Genomic DNA, 23,120 nt, shown 5'->3' on the forward strand with positions numbered 1-23,120 from the left:
ACCGGGCGCCGTTTTTCGCATTCAGAGGACTAAACGCGGGCGGGTTGACGTGCCGGCGTGCGCCTCGGCGCCAGTGCGGCCGCCAGGACGGCCAGCATCCCCAGGCCTTCCGGCCAGGTCGGCCGGTGGCCGTAGGCGAGCACGTCGACGACCACCGCGACCACCGGATAGACGTAGGACAGCAACGCCACCGTCGTGGTCGGCAGCTTCCCGATGCTCGCGTACATCAGGACGTACATCAGCGCGGTGTGCACGGTCCCGAGCAGGACCAGCCACAGCAGGCCTGAGGTGTCCGTGGGCAGCGGCGTGACCAGCAGGGCGGGTGCGAGCACGATCGTGCCGGTCACCAGCTGGACGGCCGCCAGGACGTGCGGGCGGACGTGCTTGAGCTGCTTCGCGACGAAGGAAGCGCCGGCGTACAGCGCGGCCGCGCCGAGGGCGAGCGCGATCCCCTCCAGGCGCACGGGTTTCCCGTCGGCGCCGTGCGCGGACAGCGAGATGAGCGTCACCCCGCCGAACGCGATCAGCGCCCGGATCAGCTGGCTCTTCGCCATCTTCTCGCCGAGGAACGCCGCCGCGAGACCGACCAGCATCAGCGGCTGCGTGTGGTAGACGACGGTGCTGACCCCGATCGACGACAGCGAGTACGAGGCGAACAGCAGCACCCAGTTCCCGACCAGGAACAGGCCGCCGAGCACGGCGAGCAGGAGGTCACGGCGGCTGAGGGTCCACGGGCGGAGCCAGCCACGAGCCGCGCTCCACGCCATGAGCAGCAAACCGCCGACGAGGCTCCTCGCGAACGCCACGGCGGGGGCGTCGGCACCGCTTTCGAGGACGACGGCACCGATCGTGCCCGACAGCGCCATCGCGGCCGTCCACTGCAACACGGGGTTGTTCTTGTTCATGGCGACCACTTTCGCCCTCGTGTCCGCGTTCAACCAGTGTCAGAGATGACATCGACCGCAAAACTTGTGACACACTGCCTCGATGGATGTGAAGAAGGTCGCGGTCGTGCTCGCCGACCAGGTCTCGCCGTTCGAACTCGGCGTCGCGTGCGAGGTCTTCGGCACCGATCGCAGCGCCGACGGCATCGAGGGCTGGGACTTCGCGGTCTGCTCACCCGGCGGCGCGAACGTCCTGAGCTGGTCCGGCTTCGGGCTCGATGGCCTGGAGAGCCTGGACTTCGCGGCGTCGGCGGACCTGCTGATCGTCCCGACCTGCGCGCCGCGCAGCGCGAGCCCGCCGGAGCCGGTGCTCGAAGCCCTGCGTGACGCGGCGAGCCGGGGTGCCTGGGTCGCGGGCTTCTGCGCGGGTGTCTTCTCGCTCGGGTACGCGGGGCTGCTCGACGGGCGCAACTGCACCGTGCACTGGGTGTACGAGCAGGAGTTCCGGTCGCGCTTCCCGACGGCGAAGGTCGATCCGAAGGCGTTGTACGTCGACGACGGCGGCGTCCTCACCAGCGCGGGAACCGTCGCCGCCGTCGACCTCTGCCTGCATCTGGTGCGGGAACTGCGCGGCGTCGCCGCGGCCACCACGCTGGCCAGGCGGATGGTCGCGGCGCCGCACCGGGCCGGCGGGCAGGCGCAGTTCGTGCAGGCGCCGGTGCCCGAGACCGCCGCGCCGGACGACACCGTGCTCGCCGAAGCGCTCGAATGGATTGAGCGGCGCTTGGACCGGCCGTTCACTGTCGCGGAACTCGCCCGGCGCAGCGGATTGGGGGAGCGCACGTTCCTGCGCCGGTTCTCGGCGGCCACCGGGACGACGCCGCACCGGTGGCTCACCGAACGCCGCCTCGACCGCGCGCAGTCCCTGCTCGAAGAAGGCCGTCTGTCCATTGAGGACATAGCGGTCGCCTGTGGATACGCCTCCGCCGCCGCGCTGCGGCATCAGTTCGGCAAGCTGCGGGGGACCAGCCCGAGCGCGTACCGCAGGACGTTTTCCGCCGGCTAGATTTCCTGTCCAACTGTCACTTGGACGTGGTCGGGGACCTCGTCGTGCTGATCGCCGACGGAGAGCGTGCCGGTCGGTTCGAACAGCAGGAGCGACGCACCGTCCACTGAGGACGGTTTGTGGAAGGTGCCGCGCGGGACGACGAACACCGAACCGCGCGGCAGTGTGACGACGCGTTCGCCGTCTTCCTCGCGCAACGCGATGTCCAAGGTGCCGTCGAGAACGAGGAAGAACTCGTCGGTGTTCTCGTGGACGTGCCAGATGTGCTCGCCCGCGACCTTGGCGAGGCGGACGTCGTAGTCGTTGACGTGGGCGACGATGCGCGGGCTCCAGATCTCGTCGAAGCCGGCCAGCGCGGTGCCCAGATCGATCGGTTGCTTGCTCATGTCCCGATCCTCGTCACTGGACCGCCGGAGGAGTGAGTGCTAGGAATCGCATATGTCGCATGATTCCTCGCGCGAGGTCGCCGTCCTGGTCGACGAAGGGTCCAATCCCTTCGAAATGGGCGTCGCGACCGAGCTGTTCGGTCTGCGGCGGCCGGAACTGGACAGGCCGTGGTACGGCTTCACCCTGTGCGCAGCCGAGCCGTCCGTGCGCATGCACCTGGGCATGTTCACGCTCACCGGGGTCGCCGGGCTCGAAGCCGTCGAGGCCGCGGACACGGTGATCGTGCCCAACCGGCCCGATCCGGAGACCCCGGCCAGGGAAGAGGTGGTGGCGGCCATCCGCGCCGCGGCCGAGCGCGGTGCCCGGCTGGTGAGCTTCTGCACCGGCGCCTTCACCCTCGCGCAGGCGGGTGTCCTGGACGGACGGCGCGCGACGACGCACTGGAAATGGGCGGGACTGTTCCGCGAGCTGTATCCCGAAGTACTGCTGGAGCCGGACGTCCTCTTCGTCGACGACGGCGACGTCCTGACCGCGGCGGGCAGCGCGGCCGCGCTCGATCTGGGGCTGCACCTGATCAGCCGTGACCACGGCGCCGAGATCGCCAACGCGGTGAGCAGGCGGCTGGTGTTCGCCGGACATCGCGACGGCGGCCAGCGGCAGTTCGTCGAGCGTCCGCTGCCGCCGGTGCCGGACACCTCGCTGGCACCGGTGCTCGCCTGGGCGCGTGAACGGCTGGATCGCCCGCTCACCGTCGCCGACCTCGCCTCGCGGGCGGCGGCCAGCCAGGCGACGCTGCACCGGCGGTTCCGCGCCGAACTGGGGACGACGCCGCTCGCGTGGCTCACCACGGAACGGATCGCGCTGGCGTGCCGGCTGATCGAGCGCGGGGAACAACGGCTGGACAGGGTGGCGCGGGCATCGGGGTTCGGTACCGCCGCGAACCTGCGTACGCAGCTTCGGCGGGCTACGGGACTGACGCCTACGGCTTACCGGGCGCGGTTCAGCACCGCTTCGTAGCCGCTCGCCCCGTGCAATGAAAGGCCCCTTCATCGCAAAATTTGCGATGAAGGGGCCTTTTATTGCACGTCGTGAGTACTAGGCGAAGGCGATCCACCGGTTTAGCAGGTCGGCCGCCGCACCCGAGTCGATGGCCGAGGCCGCCCGCGCGAGCCCGGCGGCCAGGTCGTCTTCCAGCGATCCCGAGAACCCGGTGAAAGCCGCCAGCGCGGCCGCCGAGTTGAGCAGTACCGCGTCCCGTACCGGCCCGGTCTTCCCGGCCATCACCTGACGGAACACCTCGGCGTTGTGCGCCGCGTCGCCGCCACGCAGGTCCTCCGCGGTCACCCGGGGGATGTCCAGCGACGCGGGATCGAAGCTGCGCTCGGTGATCTCGCCGCCGGAGACCACCCACACCGAACTCGTGGTCGTGGTCGTGATCTCGTCCAGCCCGTCGTCGCCGCGCACGAGCAGCACGGTCATGCCGCGCCGCGCGAACACCTCGGCCAGCACGCGGGTCTTGTCCTCGTAGGCGCAGCCGATCAGCGAACTGCGCGGCTGCGCCGGGTTGGTCAGCGGGCCGAGCAGGTTGAACGTCGTCGGCACGCCGAGTTCGCCGCGGGTCGGGCCGGCGTGACGCAGGGCGGGGTGGAACTTCGGCGCGAAGCAGAAGCCGATGCCCAGTTCGTTCACGCTGCGCTGGACCGTCTCGGGCGGCAGGTCGATGGTGACGCCCAGCTCCTCCAGCACGTCGGCAGCGCCGGACTTCGATGACGCGCTCCGGTTGCCGTGCTTGGCCACCGGGGCGCCTGCCGCGGCCGTCACCACCGTGGCCATGGTGGAGATGTTGACCGAGTTGGACCGGTCGCCCCCGGTGCCGACGATGTCCACCGACGGCCCGTCGATCGTCACCCGCCTGGCGTGCGCCAGCATGGCGTCGGCCATGCCGGAGATCTCCGCCGGTGTCTCACCCTTGGCGCGCAGCGCGACGGCGAACCCGGCGATCTGGGAGGGCGTCGCCGCCCCGCTCATGATCTGGTCCATCGCCCACGCGGTGTCCTCCTCGGACAGGTCCGCGCGCGCGATGAGCTGGTTGAGCAGGGACGGCCAGGTCTTAGTGGTCACCATCGGAAATCCTCCGGGGGTCTCGACGGCCCAGCTTCCCACTGGACGCACGGGCCGCGAGATCCGAGTACAGCTCCGGTACGAGGACCTCGCGGCCGCACGCCCAGTGGAAACCTGGATCCGCCGAATACCCCCGAAGGACTTCCGATGGCAACCACTTGACGGCCGCGCTCATCGGCTCAGCCGTGCACGGCCGGCACCCGCCGGGCGCGCAGCACGTCGGCGACGGTTTCGGCGGCGGTCAGCGGGTCGAGCGGGTGGACCAGCACCGCGTCGGCCTGCGACCAGGTCGCGAGCCAGCGGTCGTCCTTGCGCCGGACCGAGACCACGATCGGCGGGCAGTCCTCGATCTCGTTCTTCAGCTGACGGGTCAGCCCGATGCCCCCGGTCGGCTGCGCCTCGCCGTCGAGGATGGCCAGGTCCACGTTGCCCGCGTCCATCTCGACGAGGACCTCGGAGATGCCGGACGCCTCGGTGTAGTCCACCCGGCCGAGGTCGGCGGCGGGCCTGCGGCCGACGGCGTTGATGATCGCCTCGCGCACCTCCGCCTTGTGGCTGAACACCAGGATCCGCATCGCCTGCTCGCCCATGAGCGCGCCTCCGCCTCGTCTAGTCATGTCGACCCCGCGATGTTATCCGCCATGACCGACATCACGTGGACGCACCCGACGGCTGGAGCGCGTCCCAGCCCAGCGAATCGCCGCCGAGCCGCTGCGCGAGGCCCGCCATCCGTGACCGTTCCTGCGCGCAGTGCAGCGCGTCGAGGGTCTGGACCCGCACCGCGTGCGCGAGGGCGAAATCCCCGTCGGGACCCTGTTCTCGCAGCTCCCAGCCGTCCTGGGCGAGGATCGAGGCCGCCTCTTCCACCTTTTCGGGCGGCAGTTTCAAGTGATGGCGCAGGATCGCGGGCGCTTCGGCGACCCAAGCGGGTGATCTCGCCAACGCCGAAGAATCCGCCTCGGCGGGATCGAAGGCCTCCACGACGATCTCCACGCCGGGCGTGTCGACCGTCAGGCCTGGGAGCTTCGGCTTCTTGACCAGGTCACGAAGCCGATCTAGTAAACCCATGAGTAGCCCTGTTCCCACTTTCGTTCAGATGTGACCCGACACGCACGCGACTTGCCGTGGACCCACCCGGCGGGCCCCGTGCGTGAGAGGACATAATGCGACGCGTGACAACGGCAGCTCCCACCATCAGCCAGCGGGTCCACTCGCTGAACCGGCCGAACATGGTCAGTGTCGGCACCATCGTGTGGCTGTCCAGCGAACTGATGTTCTTCGCCGGACTGTTCGCCATGTTCTTCACCGTGAAGGCGCAGAACGCGTCCGGCCAATGGCCGCCGCCGCTGCACGGTGAGCCCTTCCACCTGAACATCGCGCTGGCGATCCCGTTCACCGTGATCCTCGTGGCGTCGTCGTTCACCTGCCAGTTCGGCGTGTTCGCCGCCGAAAAGGGTGACGTGTTCGGCCTCCGCCGCTGGTACATCATCACGTTGATCATGGGCGCGATCTTCGTGGGTGGCCAGGCTTACGAGTACCTGAACCTGATCCACGAGGGGCTGACGATCCCGTCCGGCGCGTACGGCACGGTCTTCTACCTCGCGACCGGGTTCCACGGCCTGCACGTCATCGGCGGGCTCATCGCGTTCGTGTACTTGCTCATCCGCACCAAGCTGAGCAAGTTCACCCCGGCTCAGGCCACCTCGGCGATCGTCGTGTCGTACTACTGGCACTTCGTCGACATCGTGTGGGTGGGCCTGTTCGCGGTGATCTACATCCTTCCGTGAACGAAGCCGCCACCACGACCTATCGGCCTGAACTGACAGCAAGGGTTGCCGCAAGATGACCTCCAGCAAGAACAACACGGAGCGCCGCTTCCGCAAGCGGTCGAAGGCTCGCAGGCGGTTCGCCGGCGCGCTGGCGCTCGGGATCGCGCTGCTGAGCGTGGGCGGGTTGTACGCCGTTTTCGCCCCGGAGCCGCAGACCGCGCAGGCGCAGGGCGAGTCCGCCCTCCTGCGTGAGGGCGAGAAGCTCTACAACAACACGTGTATCGAATGTCACGGGCCGAAGCTCGAAGGTGTCACCGACCGTGGCCCGAGCCTCATCGGCATCGGCGACGCGGCCGTGTACTTCCAGACCTCCACCGGCCGCATGCCCGCGGTGCGGCAGGAAGCCCAGGCGCAGCGGAAGCCGCCGAAGCTGACCGAGGCCGAGATCAACGCGCTGGGTGCCTACATCCAGGCCAACGGCGGTGGCGCGCAGCGTCCCGCCGAGAAGGGTGACGCGCTGCGCGGCGAGGACGTCGCGCGCGGCAGCGAGCTCTTCCGTCTCAACTGCGCCTCCTGCCACGGCTTCACCGGCCGCGGCGGCGCGCTCTCCTCGGGCAAGTTCGCCCCGAACCTGGACCCGGCCACGGAAGAGCAGATCTACACCGCGATGCTCACCGGGCCGCAGAACATGCCCAAGTTCTCCGACCGGCAGCTGTCGCCGGAGGAGAAGAAGGACATCATCGCGTTCGTGAAGTCCGTGAGCAACGGGAACAACTCACCCGGCGGTAACTCGCTCGGCGGTCTTGGCCCGGCCTCGGAGGGCGCGATCGCGTGGATCGTCGGGATCGCCGCGCTGATCGGCGTGACGTTGTGGATTGGATCGAAGGCATGAGCGCCGAAGGGCCGAAGCCGCCGACAGAGGCGGAGTTGGCGGACATGGATCGCGACCAGCTGGTCAAGCTGGGTACCGCGCTCGACGGGGTTGAGATCGTCGAATACCCGACGCCCTGGCCGGTCGAGGGGACGAAGGCGGAGAAGCGCGCCGAGCGCGCCGTCGCCCTCTGGTTCGTGCTGGCCGCGCTGTCCGGCCTCGCGTTCGTGGTCCTCATCGCGTGGCCGCACTGGTTCGAGTACAAGGAGCCGGGCACGCACGGCTACACCCAGTACACGCTGTACACGCCGCTGCTCGGGATCACCCTCGGGCTGGCCGTGCTCAGCCTCGGTATCGGTGTGATCCTCTACACCAAGAAGTTCATCCCGGCCGAGGTCTCGGTCCAGGAGCGCGGGGACGGCGGTTCCAAGGAGGTCGACAAGGCCACCATCATCGCCCAGCTCGCCGACTCGGGCAGCCGCAGCACCATCGCGCGCCGCTCGATGATCAAGCGGTCCGCGGGCGCCGGTGCCGGTGTGCTCGGCCTCGCCGTCGCGGCGCTGCCGGTCGCGTCCTTCATCAAGGACCCGTGGAAGGACACCGAGAACCGCGACTCGCTGTGGCACTCGGGCTGGAAGAAGAACTTCCCGGAAGAGAAGGTCTACCTGCGCCGCAACACCGGTCGTCCGCACGAGATCTCCCTGGTCAAGGCCGAGGACCTCGACGCGGGCGCGATGGAGACGGTGTTCCCGTACCGCGAGTCCGAGAAGGACGACGAGCACGCGCTGTCGGCCGCCTTCAAACGCGTCGACAACCCGGTCATGCTGATCCGTCTCCGCCCGACCGACGCCGCCAAGGTCGTCAAGCGTCAGGGCCAGGAGGACTACAACTTCGGCGACTACTACGCGTACACGAAGATCTGCAGCCACGTGGGCTGCCCGACCTCCCTGTACGAGCAGCGGACCAACCGCATCCTCTGCCCCTGTCATCAGTCCCAGTTCGACGCGCTCCACTACGCCAAGCCGATTTTCGGGCCGGCGACCCGGCCCTTGGCCCAGCTTCCGATTACAGTGGACTCTGAGGGCTACCTGATCGCGCGCGGAGACTTCAACGAGGCCGTCGGACCGGCCTTTTGGGAGCGTAAGTCATGAGTTCACTCACCACCCCGACGAAGGGGACGAACCCGGTCGAGAAGGCCGCGGGCGCTGGTGCGAAGTGGGCCGACGACCGGTATCACCTGGCCAAGGGCATGCGGCACCAGCTCAACAAGGTGTTCCCGACGCACTGGTCGTTCCTGCTCGGCGAGATCGCGCTCTACAGCTTCATCATCCTGTTGCTGTCGGGTGTCTATCTCACGCTGTTCTTCGACCCCTCCATGGAGGAGGTCGTCTACAACGGCAGCTACACCGGCCTGCAGGGCGTCGAGATGTCGCGGGCCTTCGCGACCACGCTGGACATCTCGTTCGACGTCCGCGGCGGTCTGTTCGTCCGCCAGCTGCACCACTGGGCCGCGCTGATCTTCGTGGCCTCGATGATGGTGCACATGTTCCGGATCTTCTTCACCGGCGCGTTCCGGCGCCCGCGTGAGGCGAACTGGGTCATCGGCGCGCTGCTGCTGGTCCTGGGCATGTTCGAGGGCTTCTTCGGCTACTCGCTCCCGGACGACCTGCTCTCCGGTACCGGTATCCGCGCGACCCTCTCGGGCATCGTGCTCTCCGTGCCGGTCATGGGCACGTGGATCCACTGGGCGCTGTTCGGCGGGGAGTTCCCCGGCAACGAGATCATCCCGCGCCTGTACACGATCCACATCCTGCTGCTGCCGGGCATCATGCTCGGCCTGGTGGCCGCGCACCTCGCGCTCGTCTGGTACCAGAAGCACACGCAGTTCCCGGGCGTGCGCCGCAAGGAGACCAACGTCGTCGGCGTCCGCATCATGCCGGTCTTCGCGCTCAAGGGCGGTGCGTTCTTCGCGCTGGTCACCGGCATCATCGCGCTGATGTCGGGCCTCTTCCAGATCAACCCGATCTGGAACATCGGCCCGTACAACGCGGCGCAGGTCTCGGCGGGTTCGCAGCCGGACTGGTACATGGCCTGGGCCGACGGCATGCTGCGGATCTGGCCCGCGTGGGAGCTCTACCTCGGGAACTACACGGTCCCGGCGGTGTTCTTCCCCGGCGCGGTCGGGATGCCGCTGCTGATCGGGTTGCTAGTGATGTACCCCTGGATCGAGCGAAAGCTGTCCAAGGACACCGCGCACCACAACCTGCTGCAGCGTCCGCGCGACGTCCCGGTGCGGACCTCGCTGGGCATCATGGCCCTGACGTTCTTCGCGGTCATCATGCTCTCGGGCTTCAACGACATCATCGCGTTCGCCTTCGACATCTCGCTGAACGCGACGACGTGGGCGGGCCGGATCGGTGTCCTGCTGCTGCCGCCGATCGCGTACTACATCACCTACCGGATCTGCCTCGGTCTCCAGCGGGCCGACCGCGAGGTGCTGGAGCACGGTGTCGAGACCGGCATCATCAAGCGCCTGCCGCACGGTGAGTTCATCGAGATCCACCAGCCGCTCGGCCCGGTGGACGACCACGGCCACCCGATCCCGCTCGAGTACCAGGGCGCGTCGGTGCCGAAGAAGATGAACAAGCTCGGCTCGGCCGGACATGCCGTCGCCGGTTCGACCTGGTCCCCGGACCCGGTCGAGGAGACGATCGCGCTGGAGCGCGCCCGGTCCAACGGGCACGGCAACGGCAAGGTCGACGACATCGGTGGCGAGCCGTCCGCGGAGCGCAAGGAGATCACCTCCGGGCACTAGACCCGGGAGACACGCGTGAAGGCCCCCTTCCCTCGGCTTCAACCGAGGGAAGGATCCGCCGAGGCCTTGAGCCGGTCGATCTCCGCCATCGCGACCTCGGTGCGNGACGATCGTGTCCTACATCCTCAACCGCGAGTGGTCCTTCCGGACCCTTCAACCGAGGGAAGGGGGCCTTCACGCGTTTCGGGGGAAGCTCAGGCGCCTTCGACGCCGATGTCGAACGCGGACTCGCTGTCGGCCTTCGAGTACGAGCGGAACGCGATATGCGTGACCGTGTTCAGCACGCCGGGGACCTTGCCGATCTTCGCCGGGATCAGATCCGCGAGGTCTTCGTGGGCCGCGACGCGGACCGAAGCGATCAGGTCGACGTCGCCCGCGCAGGAGTAGACCTCGCGGACGCCCTCGATGTCCGCGATCGCCTGTGCCGCCTCGGGGATGGCATCGGCCTCGACCTGGACCAGCACGATCGCGGTGATCACTACAGCGCCTCCTGTGTTCGTTGTCGCGCGCTGACGGAAACGCGCCGAAGGAGCGCAGTCAGCAGGCCGGCCAGCTTGACCAGGCGGTGCGCCCCTTCATCGCGTTTCCGTGGGCCTTCGGCCCGAAAGAGGCGCGCGAGGTGAAGTCTCCGTCGGGCGCGGAGCGCCCTTGGGGAGACCGCATCGGTCCCGCCGAAGGAAGATCCTAGCCCGCCACCCGTTCCAGTGCCGTCGCGCTCGCCGCCAGGTCGAGCCACTCCTGCCAGCCGCCCGCGGCGGCGGGCTCCGCCCACGGATGCGTCGTGCGCACGAGCCGGACACCAGGGCGGGTCAGCCAGCGCAGGAGGAGGCCGATCTCCTCGGGGATCGCGCCGAAGAGCGGGCCGGGTCCCGGGATCACCGTCTCCGCCGAGGCCACGAGCATCTCGACGACCGGCATCGGCGGCACCCCGCGCCGCGCGACACCCGCCGACGCGAGCCTGCCGTGCCGGATCACCGCCAGTTCCCAGCCGCCGTTCCCGTCCGGCCCGGCGGCGATCAGCTCCGGGATGCCCGCCAGCGCCGACTGCCGGTGCGCGCGGCCGACCGCGCGGATCAGCCCGGCCAGGTGATCGCGATGCTGGGCGGCCTGTTCGTAGTGTTCCGCCGCGGACAGCCGGGCCAGGTGATCGGCGGCGGCCCGCAGCGGACGTCCGTCCGTCCCGGCGATGAGCCCGGACACCGCCAGCACACTCGGCCGGTACGCCTCGACCGTCTGTTTCCCGGCGCACGGCGCTCCGCAGCGCCCGAGCTCGGCGAGGACACAAGGCGTCCCGTTCGGAGCGGCGGCCGAGATGCGCTGGGTGCACGTCCGCAGGCCCGAGGCACCGGCGAGGGTGTCCGCGGCGGTCCGGGCGTCGGTCTGGGTGCGAAAGGGCCCCAGCATCCCGTCTCGCGGCATGCGGACCACCGAAAGGCGGGGGAACGCCTCCTCGGTCAGCGCGACCCACCACGCGTGCCGTGGGTTCTTGGAACGGCGGTTGTACATCGGGCGGTGGGCGGCGATCAGCCGCAGCTCCCGGACGGCGGCCTCCAGCGCGTGCGCGCATTCCACCGCGTCGACCCGTTCGGCCAGCGCGACCATCTCCCGGATCCGGCCGCGGCTCTCCGAACCGGTGAAGTACTGCCGGACCCGGCGGCGCAGATCGGACGACGTCCCGACGTAGAGGACCTCGTCGCTCGGGCCGCGGAACAGGTAGACGCCGGGCCTCGACGGCAGATGCTCGGCCAGCGAGCGTTTGCGGCGCTGAGCGGCGGTCACCTCGGGCAGGTAGTCCAGCAGTTCCTCGAGAGTGTGGACGCCGAGGTTGCCCACCCGTTCCAGCAGGGCGTGCAGGACGTCGACGGTGGCGCGCGCGTCCGCGAGCGCGCGGTGATTGGGCGTCGTGCGCGCGCCGAACAACGCGGCCAGCGCGGAAAGCCGGTAGCTGGGCGTCTCGTCGCGGGAGATGACCCGGCGGGCGAGCCGGACCGTGCAGACGACGGCCGTCTTCGGCCAGTGGTAGCCGTGGCCTTCGCAGGCCGCGCGCATGAAGCCGGTGTCGAAGGCGGCGTTGTGCGCGACGAGCACGGCACCGGAGATGAACTCGAGGAACGCGGGCAGCACACGCTCGATGCGGGGAGCGTCGTAGACCATCGCGCCGGTGATGCCGGTGAGCTCGACGATCTGCGGCGGGATCGGCATCCCCGGATTGACGAAGGTGGCGAATTCGCCGACGACCTCGCCGGCGCGGATCTTGACCGCCCCGATCTCGGTGATCCCGTCCGGACCGGGTTTCGTTCCCGTGGTCTCCAGGTCGAATACGACGAAAGTGATGTCCCGCAAGGGAGTTCCCAGCTCGTCGAAGGCGAGTTGCGCCGCGCCGGGCCGCCGTCCGGTGTCCATGGTCGGGCACAGTAGGGGCGGGCACCGACAATCCCGGGGTGTCCCATCGAGCGCGCCCCGAGGGTATGGGGCCTACGCTGGAGCGATGCAACCGCAGCCCGCAGTGCCCGAATCGTCCGAGGACGCCACCGGCGGTCCCTCGGGTGTCGTGGCGTCCGCGGGCGCGCAGGAGCCGTCCGAAGAGGTGCCCGCCGAAGGCTGGACGTCCTTGCCGGAGACCGTACGCGAGCGGATCGCCGAACTGGCGGCCGCCGCCGTCGGCAAGCTGCCGGTGGCCGACGTGCCGAGGCAGCTGCGCCCGGTCGCGAAGTTCGCCCCGGCGAAACGCGCGAAACTCGGCGGGACGGCTTTGCTCGCCGCGTTGGGGGAGTCGTCGCAGTTCCGGGTCGCGGTCACCGAATGGCTGCGCGACCACCGCAAGGACGCCCTCGACCCGAACGCCCCCGATTCCGTCGCCGCCGCTGCTGCCGCCGTGCTCCTCGGCGAGGCAGGCGCGGCCGGACGGGTCCGGCTGGTGGCGAAGAACGCCGAGGAGACGGCGTTGCGCGCCGAACGCGACTCCGCCCTGGCCCGCAACCAGCGGCTGGAGGCCGAACTGGCCCAGCTGCGCGAAGAGTTGCGCGAGGCCAAGGAGAGCGCGAGTGGCGCGAGGGGAGAACGCGACGCCGAGGTCGAGAAACTGCTGAAGCGTCTGCGGGAACAAGGTGTCCAGCTGCGCCAGGCGAAGGACGCCGTCGCCGAGGCTCACGCTCGGCTGGAGAGCGGAGGCGCCGAGAGCGCTGAGGAGATCAAGGCGCTGAAGGCCCAGCTGGACCGTGAGAGGCAGCGTGTCGCGGCGGAGCGGGCGCGGGCGGAGAAGGCCGTCACGGACGCCGAGATCGCCCGTCAGTCCGCCCGCGAGGCGCGTCAGGCCGACGAGGTCAGACTCGGGTTGCTGCTGGACACGATCGAAGGCGCCGTCGGCGGGCTGCGCCGGGAACTTTCGGTGAGCGCGCGGGGGCAGCGGCCGGCGGACATGGTCCGCGGCGCGACGTCGGGTCTCGGGGCCGGCGGCAAGATCCAGGACGTCACCGGGCTCGACCGGCATCTCGCGCTGCCCAACGTGCACCTGATCGTCGACGGCTACAACGTCACGAAGACCGGATATCCGGAGCTGGCGCTGTCCGACCAGCGCGACCGGCTGATCCACCAGCTCTCCGCGCTCGCCGCGCGGACTTCGGCCGAGGTCACCGTGGTGTTCGACGGCGCCGGTGTGCTCTCCGTGCCCGCGGCGGTGCCGCGCGGGGTGCGGGTGCTGTTCTCCGAACGCGGTGTGCTCGCGGACGACGTCATCCGGTCCCTGGTCGCGGCGGAGCCGCCCGGGCGGCCGATGGTGGTCGCGAGCACGGACCGGGCGGTGGCGGACTCGGTGCGGCGCAAGGGCGCGCACCCGGTGCCTTCCGCGGTGCTGGTGTCGCGGCTCAGCCGGGTCTAGAGGTGTGAATCGCTACTTGAGTGGTCGTGCGTCGAGTGGGCGTTGGGGCGCGTCTCGTGAGTGGTGAGGACGGTTAGAACCGTCCTCACCGCTCACGAGGCCCGAAACTGTCGGTGGTCGCTCTTAATGTGCACCTCACCACTGAAAGTGAGGAGTCCGAGATGCACGACAAGGCCATCGCCGACATAGCGGACATAGAGACGCTCGTCATCGATTGCGACCGGTGCGCGGTCCGCGGTGACGCGTGTCATGACTGTGTCGTCAGCGTCCTCCTCGGCGCGCCACCGGCGCTCGAATGGGACGCCGACGAACGGAAAGCGGTCGACGCGCTCGCGGAGGCGGGGATGATCCCGCGCCTCCGGATGGTCGCGATCGTGGAGCAGGAGCGCCGGAAGTCGGCCTGAGACACGCCACTACCGGGACATTCGACGAGTGGTCGATCCGGTCGGGTGAACGGTAGGTAGTCACGACAGGTCCCAGGATGTAACGCCCGTCACATCTTTCCGCTCATGCTGGTCCGAAGGTGTTTCGGCGCATCACGGAGAGTTTTTGCGCCCGCCATGGTGGACGTCGTGCCCGCGGTTTCGTAACCTGTCCGAGATCTCGTGGCCGGAAGTCGTCGCCAGACGACGACACGGGATCGCCACCGAGGCAGCTTTGTCGGGGAGTTGCATCAGAACCAGCCGTGCGCCAAACCTGTTGCGATAGCTCTCGGCCAGGCGCAAGGCGGGAACGCGGGGAACCGCGCGGGCCTCACGGCCGGCGTCGCGGCTTCGCGGAAGAGGGCCCCCGACCTCTTCGTCCCGGGTTTCGAGTCGGTGGCCGACAGCAAAGGAGACACGCGCGACCGTGCAGTCGCATCCAGTGAAGCGCGTGGTGTCAGGAGCTTTGGCCGCGGCCGCGGTGATCACCGCGGTGACCGTCGTCCAGCCCCCCGCCACTGCCGCCCCAGGCCCCGCCCTCCAACAACCCCCGTCCGGCTCGGACGCGCTCGCCAAGTACCGCGACCTCGCGGCACAGGCGGAGAAGGCGAACGAAGACCTCCTCAAGGCGAAGGACGACCTCGCCGCGAAGCAGAGCGAGCTCGACAAGGCGACCGCCGACGCAGCCGCCGCCAAGGAACTCGGTGTCAAGGCGGCCGGTGACGAGAAGACGTTCCAGGCCGAGGTGAACAAGTTCGCCGGTGCCTCCTTCACCAGCGGTGTGCAGCTGAACAAGCTGTCGTCGCTGCTGTCGGGCGCCTCGACCCAGGACTTCCTGGAGCGCTCCTCGGCGCTCGAGGTCCTCGCCGCGAACAAGAACACCGCCCTGAACAACCTGAGCGGTGCCGTCGCCCAGGCCGCGGCCGCGGCCAAGCAGGCGGCGGACGCGCAGAACGCGGCCACCGCCGCCCGTGACACGGCCGCCAAGCTGACCACGGACATCGAGGCGCGCCAGAAGACGCTGAACGACCAGCTCGCGGAGATCCAGCGGGCCGGCAACAACCTCAGCGCCTCGGACCGCAACGCCCAGAAGGACAAGGGTGGCGCGTTCCCCAACGTGCCCGCTCCGGGTCCCGCCGCGGCGACCGCCCTCGCGGCCGCGAAGAGCAAGCTCGGCAGCCCGTACGGCTGGGGCGACGTCGGCCCCTCGTCCTTCGACTGCTCCGGTCTGATGCTCTGGGCGTACAAGCAGGCGGGGCTCACCCTGCCGCGGTCCAGCCGCCAGCAGTCGACCTTCGGCGCCGCGGTGCAGCGTTCGCAGCTCCAGCCGGGTGACCTGGTGTTCTACAACTCGCCGGTTTCGCACGTCGGCATGTACGTCGGCAACGGCATGATGGTGCACGCGCCGACCACCGGTGACGTCGTCAAGGTGTCGCCGCTGCAGAACAACTACGTCGGCGCTCGTCGCCCGACGGCCTGACGAACGACCGAAACGGGGCGGTACCGCACAGGCGGTGCCGCCCCTTTCGCGTGCCAGGGGCCAAGTAGCCTGCAGGGGTGCTGAGGACCCTGCTGGTGACCAACGATTTCCCGCCCCGGCCAGGCGGTATCCAGAACTACCTGAACTCGCTGGCCACTCGCCTGCCCGCGGACGACCTGGTCGTCTACGCGCCGTCCTGGGAATCGAGCACCGGCTCGCACGGCGAGTTCGACGCCGCCGCCCCCTTCGAGGTGGTGCGCCATCCGACGTCGCTGATGCTGCCGACCCCGGACGTCCTCAAACGGGCCAAGGAGATCATGCGTGCCCGAGACTGCGAGGCCGTCTGGTTCGGCGCCGCGGCGCCGCTGGCGTTGCTGGGGCATCCGCTGCGGTCGGCGGGCGCCCGCCGGGTGCTGGCGTCGACGCACGGCCACGAGGTCGGCTGGTCGATGCTGCCGGGCTCCCGGCAGGCGTTGCGGCGGATCGGCGACACCGTCGACGTGATCACCTACGTCAGCAAGTACACGCGTTCCCGGTTTTCGGCCGCTTTCGGCCCGATGGCGGGCCTGGAGATGCTCCCGTGCGGCGTGGACACCGCGCTCTACCGCCCGGATCCGGCTGCGGGCAAGGAGATCCGCGAGCGGCACAGGCTCGGCGACCGTCCGACGATCGTGTGCGTTTCGCGGCTGGTCCCGCGCAAGGGCCAGGACATGCTGATCAAGATCCTGCCCGAACTCCGCAAACGGATCCCGGACGTGGCGCTGCTGCTCGTCGGCGGCGGCCCGTACCGCAAGACGCTCACCGGGCTCGTCGAGGCGCTGGGCGTCGAAGACAGCGTCGTCATCACCGGCTCGGTGCCGTGGAAGGAGCTGCCCGCGCACTACAACGCGGGTGACGTCTTCGCGATGCCGGCGCGGACGCGCGGGAAGGGGCTCGACGTCGAAGGCCTGGGCATCGTGTACCTGGAGGCCTCGGCGACCGGGCTGCCGGTCGTCGCAGGGAATTCCGGTGGCGCGCCGGAAACGGTGCTCGACGAGGTCACCGGGCACGTGGTCGACGGACGTGACGGGCAGCAGCTGCGGGAGACGCTGGCCGCGTTGCTGGCGGATCCGGTGCGGGCGCGGCGGATGGGTGCCGCGGGCCGCGAATGGGTCGGCGAGAACTGGCGCTGGGACACCATGGCGGGCAGGCTTTCCGGGCTGCTCGACGGCGACCCTGTCGCGGCGGTGCGCTGAGGAGTCAAGGTTCGTAGCGCGCCGGATGCTTCGGATCGTCGACGCGGATCACCACGTCGGACAACGCTGACGGGTCGACTTCCCGTTCGTAGCGTTCGTAGGCGGGGAGCGCCCATTCCTCGGGCACCCGCCGCTTGAGTGCTGCGGGCGAGAGCCACAGGTGCACGCTCAGGTCGAAAGAAAGCCCGGCGCCGAAGAGAAACTCACCGTCCAGCAGGACGACGCCGCCCTCGGGCAGTGCGACGCGTTCGGCACGCGTGGCGCGATCACGGACCGGGTCCCACAGCGACGGGAGAACCAGGCCGCTGCCGTCTTCGGCGAGCGGGTCCAGCACCTCGCGACGCAGGGCGCCGAGGTCGAGCCAGTCGCTGTAGCGAGAATCCGGGTCCTCCTTGCCGCGTTCGAAGCGCAGCGAGGCCGGTCTGAGGAAGTCGTTCGCCGAGATCCGCAACGCCGCGTGACCGGCGATCCGCAGGGGATCGACCAGGGCGTCGGCGAGTTCTGTGGTGTTGGTCGCACCGGCCGCGCCGTCGATCGCGACCGCGATCCGGCGGCGGCCCGTGATCGCCGTGATGCGCTGGGTCAGTTCGGAGACCAGCAGAGCGGGAGAAATCGGACGGTAGCGCACAGACAGAGATCCTCCACCCGGACCGGTGACTGTCGCACGGTACACCCGATGGGATGATGGCCCGGTGGCAAAAGCAACGGCCAAAACAGCCGGAAGTGGTTGGCAGGTAGGCGTTTCCCAGACGGTGCCGTACACCAGCACCCAGGTCTGGGACTTCCTGGTCGGACGCGAGGGCGTGGGGATCTGGCTCGGCCCGGGCGCCGAGCTCGGCACCGAGCTGGGCGCGGCGTACGAGACGGCGAACGGGACGACCGGCGAGATCCGCGGTCGCTCCGAGGGCGACAAGCTCCGGCTGACCTGGCGGCCGAAGGACTGGGACCACGACTCGACCCTGCAGATCACGGTGAGCGGCACCGACCAGAAGACCACGCTCCGTTTCCACCAGGAATGGCTCGCGGGCGCCGACGAGCGCGAAGAACAGCGGGCATACTGGACGGAAGTGACCGAGCGAGTGGTGGCCGCGCTGGCCGAACGCTGACCCGCGCGCCGGGGGAGACGTACCGATGGGGGCAGCCGAAAGCGTGCGGAACCTGGCCGAGGATCTCGTCCAGGAACCACACCGGGTCTCCGAGCTGTTGCGAGCGGAAGGCCCGGCCCGCAAGGTGCGGATGCCGCGCGGCCTGGACGTCTGGATCGTCACCGGATACGCCGAGGCCCGCGCGCTCCTCTCGGATCCCCGCGTCGGCAAGGATCCGGCGGCCATCCGGCGGCTCTTCGAGCGGGACGGCTTCGAATCCGCGGCCGACAACGCCGTACGCGCGCTCGGCGGGCACATGCTCAACTCGGACCCGCCGGACCACACCCGGCTGCGCAAACTGGTCAACCAGGCCTTCACTTCGCGCACGGTGTCCCGGCTGCGGCCCAGGATCGAGCAGATCACCGCGGAACTGCTGGACGGCATCGGCGACGCGGAGCGTGCCGACCTGCTGCCCGCTTTCGCGGTTCCGCTGCCGATCCGGGTGATCTGCGAACTGCTCGGCGTCCACGCGGGCGACCAGCCGGCGTTCGCGACGTGGTCGAACACGATGGTCGCCTGGTCGACGCCGGAGGAACTCCAAGCCGCGGCGGCGAAGATGCACGCGTATCTCGTGGACCTCATCGAGGAAAAGCGCGCCGAACCCGCCGACGACCTGCTTTCGGGCCTGATCCACGCCAGCGACGAAGGCGATTCGCTCTCCGCGGAGGAATTGCCGGCCATGGCGTTCCTGTTGCTGGTGGCGGGGTTCGAGACGACGGTCAACCTGATCGCGAACAGCGTTTTCGCGCTGCTGCGCGAGCCGGACCAGCTGGCCGCGCTCCGTGCCGATCCCGCCCTGCTGCCCGGCGCGATCGAGGAGTTCCTGCGCTACGACGGCGCGATCCACCTGGCGACCATCCGGTTCACCCGTGAACCCGTCCCGGTCGGTGACGTCGAGATCCCGGCGGGCGAATTCGTGCTCGTCTCCCTGCTCGGCGCGAACCGTGACGCCGGGCGGTTCGAAGACCCGCATCGGCTGGACGTCACGCGGTCGGCGGCCGGGCATCTCGCGTTCGGGCACGGCATCCACTACTGCGTCGGCGCCCCACTGGCCCGGCTGGAGGCCGAGATCGCGTTGCGCGGGCTGCTGGAGAGGTTCCCGGCGCTGAGCCTGGACGCCGAGCCGGAAACCTTGCGGTGGCGGGAAAGCACCCTCGTCCACGGGCTGGAAACCCTCCCTGTGCGCCTGCGCTGAGGAGAGGGTGTCGTAGGGTCGCCGGATGGACGCCGCCGAACTCCTCGCGCTCGACGCGGAACACGTCTGGCACCCGTACGGGCCGATGCCGAGCACGATCGATTCCCTGCTCGTGCGTGAGGCGAGCGGTGTCCGGCTCACCCTCGACGACGGCCGTGAGCTGGTCGACGGCATGTCGTCCTGGTGGGCGGCGATCCACGGCTACCGGAACCCGGTGCTGGACGCGGCGCTGGCCGAGCAGGCGGGCCGGATGAGCCACGTGATGTTCGGCGGGCTCACCCACGAACCGGCGATCATGCTGGCGAAGACGCTGGTCGACCTCGCCCCGGACGGGCTGCGGCACGTCTTCCTGTGCGATTCGGGGTCGGTGTCGGTCGAGGTCGCCGTCAAGATGTGCCTGCAGTACTGGCAGTCGGTGGGGCGCAAGGAAAAGCGGCGCCTGATGACCTGGCGCGGCGGCTACCACGGCGACACGTTCACGCCGATGAGCGTCTGTGATCCCGAGGGCGGGATGCACTCGCTGTGGCGCGGGATCCTGCCGGAGCAGCTGTTCCTGCCCCAACCGCCCGGCGGTTTCGCCGACGAGCCGGATCCGGCGTACCTCGAACTGCTCGCGACCGAGATCGAGCGGTATGCGGGCGAGCTGGCCGCGGTCATCGTCGAGCCGGTCGTGCAGGGCGCCGGCGGGATGCGGTTCCACCCGCCCGCGTACCTGCGTGCGCTGCGCGAGATCACCGAGGCCAACGACGTCCTGCTCGTCTTCGACGAGATCGCCACCGGTTTCGGCCGCACCGGCACGATGTTCGCCGCCGAGCACGCCGGCGTCACGCCGGACGTCCTGTGCCTCGGCAAGGCGCTGACCGGTGGTTACCTCACGATGGCGGCGGCGTTGTGCACGCCGGAGATCGCCGACGGGATCTCGCGCGGTGAGCTGCCGGTGCTGGCGCACGGCCCGACGTTCATGGCGAACCCGTTGTCCTCGGCCGTCGCCAACGCCTCCCTCGGAATCCTGGCCGAAGGCGGCTGGAAGTCCGACGTCCCGCGGATCGAGACGGCGCTGAAGGCCGGGCTCGAACCGGCTCGCGAGCTGCCCGCGGTCGCCGACGTGCGAGTACTCGGCGCCATCGGCGTGGTGGAACTGGACCATCCCGTGGACATGGCGGTGGCGACCGAGATCCTCACCGCGAACGGGGTCTGGCTGCGCCCGTTCCGGAACCTGATCTACACGATGCCGCCCTACATCTCCGAGGCGGACGACCTCGCCGCCATCACCTCCGCAATGGTCTCCGCCGCACAAAAAGCGTAAAAACGGCGAAATTCAACCCAAAGAGTGTGACTGCGGCCACAGCAAACCGAAGAGGCCACGCTGGGTACAGAGCGTGGTCGCGAGTTGATCTTGGTCAAGCGAACGGGCGAGTCCGATCGAGGTCCAACTCGGGCACTTTGTCGTGAAAGCGTGATATGTCCTAGTTCCCCGGCGCACAAGCAAACCTGAGAAACCTTTGCGTAGCGGACTTTTGCGCGCCGATCGGGTTTCCTGCCCCCATGATCGACATCGTTGGTGACGAGCACGACACCGGACCTCCGGGCCGCCGCAATCCCGCATCGACCCTCCTGAGAAACCTCCGCCACGACCTCCCGGCTTCGGTCGTCGTCTTCCTCGTGGCAGTCCCGCTTTCCCTCGGCGTCGCACACGCCGCCGGCGCACCCTTGCTCGCCGGACTCATCTCCGCCGTCGTCGGCGGAATCGTCGCGAGCCTCTTCGGCGCCTCCGTTCTGCAAGTCAGCGGTCCCTCCGCCGCGCTGACCATCGTCATCGCCGAGACCATCGCCACCTTCGGCTGGGCCGCCACCTGCGCGATCACCGCCGGGGCGGGCCTGGTCCAGATCCTCTTCGGCGTCTGCCGCGTCGCGCGGGCGAGCTTGGTGATCTCACCCGCCATCGTGCACGGCCTGCTCGCCGGGATCGGCCTGATCCTGGTCCTCGGCCAGCTGCACGTCGTGCTCGGTGGCACGCCGCGGAGTTCCGCGATCGAGAACGTCCTCGCGCTGCCGGGCCGGATCGTCGGGCACCACGACCAGGCCGCGCTGATCGGTGTCGTCACCGTCGGTGTTCTGCTGGCCTGGACGCGGATGCCGCGTTCGGTGCGCCGCGTCCCCGGCCCGCTCGCCGCCGTCGCGCTGGCGACCGGCCTTTCCGTCGCGGCCGGGATGGACCTGCCGCGCGTCGACCTTCCGAACGGCTTGCCAGGGCTGGGTTTCGTTCCCGAGGCGCCGTCCGGGTCCTGGGCCGCGATCATCGCGGCCGTCCTCTCCATCGCGCTCATCGCCAGCCTGGAGAGCCTGCTTTCCGCCGTCGCCATCGACAAACTCCGCGACGGGCCGCGCACCGACCTCAACCGCGAACTGATCGGACAGGGCCTGGCGAACGCCGCCGCCGGGTCGCTCGGCGGATTCCCGGTCACCGGCGTCGTCGTGCGCACCATGACCAACTTCGAAGCGGGCGCCCGTACCCGGATGTCGGCGATCCTGCACAGCGTCTGGATCCTCGGCTGCTGCCTGTTCCTGGCGGGCGCGCTGCGGCTGATCCCGCTCGCCGCGCTCGCCGGTCTCCTCGTCTACGTCGGCGCCAAACTGGTCAACCTCGCCAACCTCCGTGAGGTCCGCCGCCACGGTGACGTGCCGGTCTACCTCGCGACCCTGCTCGGCGCGGTCGCGGTCAACCTGCTCACCGGTGTCGCCGCGGGGATCGTGGTGGCGCTCGCGCTGATGCTGCGCCGGATGCTGTTCTCCGGGATCCACGTCGAACGGGACGGCCCGCGGATCCGCGTCGTCATCGAAGGGGCGCTCACTTTCCTTTCCGTGCCAAGGCTTACGACCGTCTTGGCCGAAGTCCCCGAAGATTCGGAAGTCACGCTCGAACTGTTCGTCGACTACCTCGACCACGCCGCTTTCGATTGCCTGCGCGGGTGGCAGCGCGCGTACGAACGTGCCGGGGGAACCGTGATCGTCGACGAGATCGGGCATCCGTGGTTCGGGCGCGGGAAGGCGGGCGTGCCGACCGTGCGCCGCGGCGTCGCCTCCCGCGTGGTGCCGCGATGGCTCGCGCCGTGGTCGCAGTGGCAGGCCGAACATCTCGAACTGCCGAGCCAGCGCGGCGGCAGCGTTCCGTTGTGCCGTGGCGCTTCGGAGTTCCAGCGGCGGACGGCGCCGCTGCTGCGGAGCACGTGGGACGGACTGGCGGACGGGCAACGGCCGCACACGTTGTTCGTCACCTGTGGCGACGCGCGGATCGTGCCGAACCTGATCACCACCAGCGGGCCGGGAGACCTGTTCACCGTGCGGAACATCGGAAATCTCGTCCCGCACGCCGGCGCCGAAGCGGATTTCTCGGTGGGGGCGGCGATCGAGTACGCCGTCGGGCTGTTGCGGGTGCGGGAAGTGGTGGTGTGCGGGCATTCCGGCTGCGGGGCGATGAAGGCGCTGCTCGGTGACGCGCCCACCGGTCTCGCGCACCTCGGTGGCTGGCTGCGTCACGGCGAGGCGACGATGCGGCGCAGGGAAAGCGATGGGCCGGTGCTGCTCGACGGCGTCCGTCCCGGTCACGAGGCGGATCTGCTCGCCTTGCACAACGTGGTGCAGCAACTGGAAAACCTGCGCTCGTACCCGGTGGTCGAGGCCGCGCTGGCGCGTGGCGAACTCCGGCTGACGGGGATGTACTTCGACGTCGGGAAGGCGAACGTGTACCTGCTCGACGAAGCGCTGCGGTCGTTCACTTCGGCGGCGAGCCCAGTGAAGTCCTGAGCGCGTGAAGGCCCCCTTCCCTCGGCTCAGCCGAGGGAAGGCGAGAGGG

22 protein-coding genes are annotated in these 23,120 nt (G+C 69.5%); 14 read left to right on the forward strand and 8 right to left on the reverse strand.

The window, feature by feature from the left end:
* Positions 1–29: 29 nt before the first annotated feature.
* A complete protein-coding gene (locus tag LCL61_RS15655) occupies positions 30–905 on the reverse strand; it encodes a DMT family transporter (RefSeq protein WP_340687491.1) in 876 nt (291 codons plus the stop codon).
* Positions 906–987: 82 nt separating this feature from the next.
* On the opposite strand from LCL61_RS15655, the gene LCL61_RS15660 reads away from it, so the two are divergent.
* Positions 988–1,950: a GlxA family transcriptional regulator gene (locus tag LCL61_RS15660; protein ID WP_340687492.1), complete on the forward strand. Its 963-nt coding sequence runs from the start codon at positions 988–990 to the stop codon at positions 1,948–1,950.
* On the opposite strand, the gene LCL61_RS15665 is transcribed toward LCL61_RS15660, so the two are convergent.
* On the reverse strand, positions 1,947–2,336 hold the full coding sequence (locus LCL61_RS15665) for a cupin domain-containing protein (RefSeq protein ID WP_340687493.1): 390 nt from the start codon (positions 2,334–2,336) through the stop codon (positions 1,947–1,949). The genes LCL61_RS15660 and LCL61_RS15665 overlap by 4 nt on opposite strands.
* 52 nt (positions 2,337–2,388) lie before the next feature.
* Between LCL61_RS15665 and LCL61_RS15670 the strand changes: the two genes are divergently transcribed.
* A complete protein-coding gene (locus tag LCL61_RS15670; RefSeq protein ID WP_340687494.1) occupies positions 2,389–3,354 on the forward strand; it encodes a helix-turn-helix domain-containing protein in 966 nt (321 codons plus the stop codon).
* A 78-nt stretch (positions 3,355–3,432) separates the two neighbouring features.
* On the opposite strand, the gene trpD is transcribed toward LCL61_RS15670, so the two are convergent.
* The 3 genes from trpD to LCL61_RS15685 all read right to left on the reverse strand — a co-directional run bounded on the left by trpD (position 3,433) and on the right by LCL61_RS15685 (position 5,526).
* Positions 3,433–4,461, reverse strand: coding sequence for an anthranilate phosphoribosyltransferase (gene trpD / locus LCL61_RS15675; protein WP_340687495.1), 1,029 nt, complete (start codon positions 4,459–4,461; stop codon positions 3,433–3,435).
* Positions 4,462–4,637: 176 nt separating this feature from the next.
* Positions 4,638–5,048, reverse strand: a complete 411-nt coding sequence (locus tag LCL61_RS15680; RefSeq protein ID WP_016336048.1) for a hypothetical protein — start codon at positions 5,046–5,048, stop codon at positions 4,638–4,640.
* A gap of 61 nt (positions 5,049–5,109) precedes the next feature.
* Positions 5,110–5,526, reverse strand: a complete 417-nt coding sequence (locus LCL61_RS15685) for a hypothetical protein (RefSeq protein WP_340687496.1) — start codon at positions 5,524–5,526, stop codon at positions 5,110–5,112.
* 95 nt (positions 5,527–5,621) lie between these two features.
* On the opposite strand from LCL61_RS15685, the gene LCL61_RS15690 reads away from it, so the two are divergent.
* The 4 genes from LCL61_RS15690 to LCL61_RS15705 are packed head-to-tail and all read left to right on the forward strand — an operon-like array spanning position 5,622 to position 9,913.
* Positions 5,622–6,245 carry a cytochrome c oxidase subunit 3 gene (locus LCL61_RS15690; RefSeq protein ID WP_091599208.1) on the forward strand — a complete coding sequence of 208 codons (624 nt, stop codon included), beginning with the start codon at positions 5,622–5,624 and terminating at the stop codon, positions 6,243–6,245.
* A gap of 55 nt (positions 6,246–6,300) precedes the next feature.
* Complete coding sequence (locus LCL61_RS15695; protein WP_192741101.1) at positions 6,301–7,119, forward strand: c-type cytochrome; 819 nt, start codon at positions 6,301–6,303, stop codon at positions 7,117–7,119.
* Entirely contained in the window at positions 7,116–8,249 is a 1,134-nt protein-coding gene (locus tag LCL61_RS15700; RefSeq protein ID WP_340687497.1) for a ubiquinol-cytochrome c reductase iron-sulfur subunit, read from the forward strand. The genes LCL61_RS15695 and LCL61_RS15700 overlap by 4 nt, the downstream gene beginning before the upstream one ends.
* The gene (locus LCL61_RS15705; RefSeq protein ID WP_340687498.1) at positions 8,246–9,913 is read left to right on the forward strand and encodes a cytochrome bc complex cytochrome b subunit; all 1,668 of its coding nucleotides are present in this window, start codon (positions 8,246–8,248) and stop codon (positions 9,911–9,913) included. Before LCL61_RS15700 ends, LCL61_RS15705 begins: the two co-directional genes overlap by 4 nt.
* Positions 9,914–10,107: 194 nt before the next feature.
* Here the strand turns inward: LCL61_RS15705 and LCL61_RS15710 are convergent, their stop codons facing one another.
* Entirely contained in the window at positions 10,108–10,392 is a 285-nt protein-coding gene (locus LCL61_RS15710) for an Lrp/AsnC ligand binding domain-containing protein (protein WP_340687499.1), read from the reverse strand.
* 205 nt (positions 10,393–10,597) lie between these two features.
* Entirely contained in the window at positions 10,598–12,316 is a 1,719-nt protein-coding gene (locus LCL61_RS15715; RefSeq protein WP_340687500.1) for a DEDD exonuclease domain-containing protein, read from the reverse strand.
* Positions 12,317–12,401: 85 nt separating this feature from the next.
* Here LCL61_RS15715 and LCL61_RS15720 point away from each other — a divergent pair, with 85 nt between their 5' ends.
* From LCL61_RS15720 to LCL61_RS15735, 4 genes are all read left to right on the forward strand, one after another.
* Positions 12,402–13,790, forward strand: a complete 1,389-nt coding sequence (locus tag LCL61_RS15720; RefSeq protein ID WP_340687501.1) for an NYN domain-containing protein — start codon at positions 12,402–12,404, stop codon at positions 13,788–13,790.
* Positions 13,791–13,951: 161 nt separating this feature from the next.
* Positions 13,952–14,194 (forward strand): hypothetical protein, encoded by a 243-nt coding sequence (locus LCL61_RS15725; protein WP_340687502.1) that lies wholly within the window; start codon positions 13,952–13,954, stop codon positions 14,192–14,194.
* Positions 14,195–14,639: 445 nt separating this feature from the next.
* Positions 14,640–15,692 carry a C40 family peptidase gene (locus tag LCL61_RS15730; protein ID WP_340687503.1) on the forward strand — a complete coding sequence of 351 codons (1,053 nt, stop codon included), beginning with the start codon at positions 14,640–14,642 and terminating at the stop codon, positions 15,690–15,692.
* Positions 15,693–15,769: 77 nt separating this feature from the next.
* The gene (locus LCL61_RS15735) at positions 15,770–16,927 is read left to right on the forward strand and encodes a glycosyltransferase family 4 protein (RefSeq protein WP_340687504.1); all 1,158 of its coding nucleotides are present in this window, start codon (positions 15,770–15,772) and stop codon (positions 16,925–16,927) included.
* 4 nt (positions 16,928–16,931) lie between these two features.
* Here LCL61_RS15735 and LCL61_RS15740 read toward each other — a convergent pair whose 3' ends face one another.
* The gene (locus tag LCL61_RS15740; protein ID WP_340687505.1) at positions 16,932–17,555 is read right to left on the reverse strand and encodes a uridine kinase; all 624 of its coding nucleotides are present in this window, start codon (positions 17,553–17,555) and stop codon (positions 16,932–16,934) included.
* A gap of 124 nt (positions 17,556–17,679) precedes the next feature.
* On the opposite strand from LCL61_RS15740, the gene LCL61_RS15745 reads away from it, so the two are divergent.
* From LCL61_RS15745 to LCL61_RS15760, 4 genes are all read left to right on the forward strand, one after another.
* Positions 17,680–18,033 carry an SRPBCC domain-containing protein gene (locus LCL61_RS15745; RefSeq protein WP_340687506.1) on the forward strand — a complete coding sequence of 118 codons (354 nt, stop codon included), beginning with the start codon at positions 17,680–17,682 and terminating at the stop codon, positions 18,031–18,033.
* A 25-nt stretch (positions 18,034–18,058) separates the two neighbouring features.
* Positions 18,059–19,267 carry a cytochrome P450 gene (locus tag LCL61_RS15750; RefSeq protein ID WP_340687507.1) on the forward strand — a complete coding sequence of 403 codons (1,209 nt, stop codon included), beginning with the start codon at positions 18,059–18,061 and terminating at the stop codon, positions 19,265–19,267.
* A 25-nt stretch (positions 19,268–19,292) separates the two neighbouring features.
* The gene (locus LCL61_RS15755; protein WP_340687508.1) at positions 19,293–20,573 is read left to right on the forward strand and encodes an adenosylmethionine--8-amino-7-oxononanoate transaminase; all 1,281 of its coding nucleotides are present in this window, start codon (positions 19,293–19,295) and stop codon (positions 20,571–20,573) included.
* A 239-nt stretch (positions 20,574–20,812) separates the two neighbouring features.
* A complete protein-coding gene (locus LCL61_RS15760) occupies positions 20,813–23,071 on the forward strand; it encodes a bifunctional SulP family inorganic anion transporter/carbonic anhydrase (protein WP_340687509.1) in 2,259 nt (752 codons plus the stop codon).
* Positions 23,072–23,120 lie beyond the last annotated feature (49 nt).

The sequence above is a fragment of the Amycolatopsis coloradensis genome (assembly GCF_037997115.1).
In the GTDB taxonomy this organism is placed as follows: Bacteria; Actinomycetota; Actinomycetes; order Mycobacteriales; family Pseudonocardiaceae; genus Amycolatopsis; species Amycolatopsis coloradensis_A.

What these genes read in the sequence shown, in the direction of transcription:
- LCL61_RS15755 (WP_340687508.1), top strand. Translation starts at nt 19,293, where the DNA reads ATGGACGCCGCCGAACTCCTCGCGCTCGACGCGGAACACGTCTGGCAC.
- LCL61_RS15720 (WP_340687501.1), top strand. Translation starts at nt 12,402, where the DNA reads ATGCAACCGCAGCCCGCAGTGCCCGAATCGTCCGAGGACGCCACCGGC.
- LCL61_RS15725 (WP_340687502.1), top strand. Translation starts at nt 13,952, where the DNA reads ATGCACGACAAGGCCATCGCCGACATAGCGGACATAGAGACGCTCGTC.
- LCL61_RS15660 (WP_340687492.1), top strand. Translation starts at nt 988, where the DNA reads ATGGATGTGAAGAAGGTCGCGGTCGTGCTCGCCGACCAGGTCTCGCCG.
- LCL61_RS15750 (WP_340687507.1), top strand. Translation starts at nt 18,059, where the DNA reads ATGGGGGCAGCCGAAAGCGTGCGGAACCTGGCCGAGGATCTCGTCCAG.
- LCL61_RS15670 (WP_340687494.1), top strand. Translation starts at nt 2,389, where the DNA reads ATGTCGCATGATTCCTCGCGCGAGGTCGCCGTCCTGGTCGACGAAGGG.
- LCL61_RS15700 (WP_340687497.1), top strand. Translation starts at nt 7,116, where the DNA reads ATGAGCGCCGAAGGGCCGAAGCCGCCGACAGAGGCGGAGTTGGCGGAC.
- LCL61_RS15760 (WP_340687509.1), top strand. Translation starts at nt 20,813, where the DNA reads ATGATCGACATCGTTGGTGACGAGCACGACACCGGACCTCCGGGCCGC.
- LCL61_RS15705 (WP_340687498.1), top strand. Translation starts at nt 8,246, where the DNA reads ATGAGTTCACTCACCACCCCGACGAAGGGGACGAACCCGGTCGAGAAG.
- LCL61_RS15695 (WP_192741101.1), top strand. Translation starts at nt 6,301, where the DNA reads ATGACCTCCAGCAAGAACAACACGGAGCGCCGCTTCCGCAAGCGGTCG.
- LCL61_RS15715 (WP_340687500.1), bottom strand. Translation starts at nt 12,316, where the DNA reads ATGGACACCGGACGGCGGCCCGGCGCGGCGCAACTCGCCTTCGACGAG.
- LCL61_RS15690 (WP_091599208.1), top strand. Translation starts at nt 5,622, where the DNA reads ATGCGACGCGTGACAACGGCAGCTCCCACCATCAGCCAGCGGGTCCAC.
- LCL61_RS15655 (WP_340687491.1), bottom strand. Translation starts at nt 905, where the DNA reads ATGAACAAGAACAACCCCGTGTTGCAGTGGACGGCCGCGATGGCGCTG.
- LCL61_RS15680 (WP_016336048.1), bottom strand. Translation starts at nt 5,048, where the DNA reads ATGGGCGAGCAGGCGATGCGGATCCTGGTGTTCAGCCACAAGGCGGAG.
- LCL61_RS15685 (WP_340687496.1), bottom strand. Translation starts at nt 5,526, where the DNA reads ATGGGTTTACTAGATCGGCTTCGTGACCTGGTCAAGAAGCCGAAGCTC.
- LCL61_RS15665 (WP_340687493.1), bottom strand. Translation starts at nt 2,336, where the DNA reads ATGAGCAAGCAACCGATCGATCTGGGCACCGCGCTGGCCGGCTTCGAC.
- trpD (WP_340687495.1), bottom strand. Translation starts at nt 4,461, where the DNA reads ATGGTGACCACTAAGACCTGGCCGTCCCTGCTCAACCAGCTCATCGCG.